The following is a 1,326-nucleotide window of genomic DNA, read 5'->3' on the forward strand; positions in this document are numbered from 1 at the left end:
TAGGCTCCGGACACGGGATCACGAGAGGAGTCCGCCATGCATGCTACGCCTGACAATACGGTTGCCGCCACGGTGGCGGTCGATCTGGCCAAGGATGTATTCGAACTGGCGTTTGCCGATGCCGACCACCGTATCCTGGAGCGCAAGCAACTGTCGCGTCGCGCCTTTGCGCATGTGCTGGATAACCGTGTACCACTGCGCGTGGTGATGGAAGCCTGCGGCAGTGCGCATTACTGGGCGCGACGATTCGCCGGACAGGGGCATACCGTGTGTTTGTTGCCGGCTCGCGACGTGCGTCCCTACGTGCGACGCAACAAGACCGATCGCACCGACGTGGCCGGCATCCTGGAAGCGGATCGCTGCGCGCAGATCGACCCGGTGCCGATCAAGTCGCCCGAGCAACAGGGTGTGCAGGCATTGCATCGCATCCGCGAACGGCTCAAGAGCCAGCGTACGTCCACGATCAATCTGCTGCGTGGTGTGCTGCGCGAGTTTGGCCTGATCATTCCGCTGGGCGCGGCCAAGGTTCGCCCGGCGGTGCTGGCAGCGCTCGAAGACGGCGACAACGACCTGCCCATGGCCTTGCGCCACACGCTGGGTGAATTGCTCGATCGCTTGGCGGGCCTGCAAGCGGACATGACGGCGATCGAGCAGCGGCTGGAGGCGTTTGCCGAAAGCGATCTGCCAAGCCAGCGCTATCAGAGCGTGCCGGGCATCGGCGTGCTGACCGCCACCGCCTTGCGTGCCAGTGTCGGATCGCTGGATCGGTTCCGCAGTGGCCGTCACTTCGCGGCATGGCTGGGACTGACCCCGCGCGAGCACTCTTCCGGCGCGCAGCGCCATCTCGGCGCCATGAGCAAGCGCGGCGACGGCTACCTGCGTCTGCTGCTGATCCATGGAGCACGCGCCGCCCTGCGGGCGGCGCAGGTTCGGCAGCGAAAGGATCAACCGCTCGATCGTCTGCAGGCATGGGCACTGGCGCTGCAGGCTCGACAAGGTCACAACAAGGCGGCGGTCGCACTGGCCAACAAGGTCGCCCGACGCGTCTGGGCGATGGAGCATCATCACGCCGTGTTCGACGGCAATCACCGTAGTGTGCGGCCTGCCGTCGCTACCGGCGTGGTGTGCGTCATCGAATAACCGTTCTACTTCCCCGAGTTGCCAAGGCGATCTGTGTCATGGCGAATGTGTCGGTCCCGAATCGAATCAAGCCGATAACACTTCTGGCCTGCGAGGCCGCTCCGAACGATTGGCTTTCGATTCGCGGATTCCATGATGGCCCGAGCGTCACGCGCTCACCCCAAGGCCGAATACACGACTGCAACC

1 protein-coding gene is annotated in these 1,326 nt (G+C 64.5%); it reads left to right on the forward strand.

Annotation, left to right across the window (positions count from 1 at the left end):
* Positions 1-36: 36 nt before the first annotated feature.
* Positions 37-1,140, forward strand: coding sequence for an IS110 family RNA-guided transposase (locus IE071_RS15770; RefSeq protein ID WP_189442549.1), 1,104 nt, complete (start codon positions 37-39; stop codon positions 1,138-1,140).
* The last annotated feature ends 186 nt before the right edge of the window (positions 1,141-1,326 follow it).

The organism is Rhodanobacter panaciterrae (genome assembly GCF_014651895.1).
GTDB lineage: Bacteria > Pseudomonadota > Gammaproteobacteria > Xanthomonadales > Rhodanobacteraceae > Rhodanobacter > Rhodanobacter panaciterrae.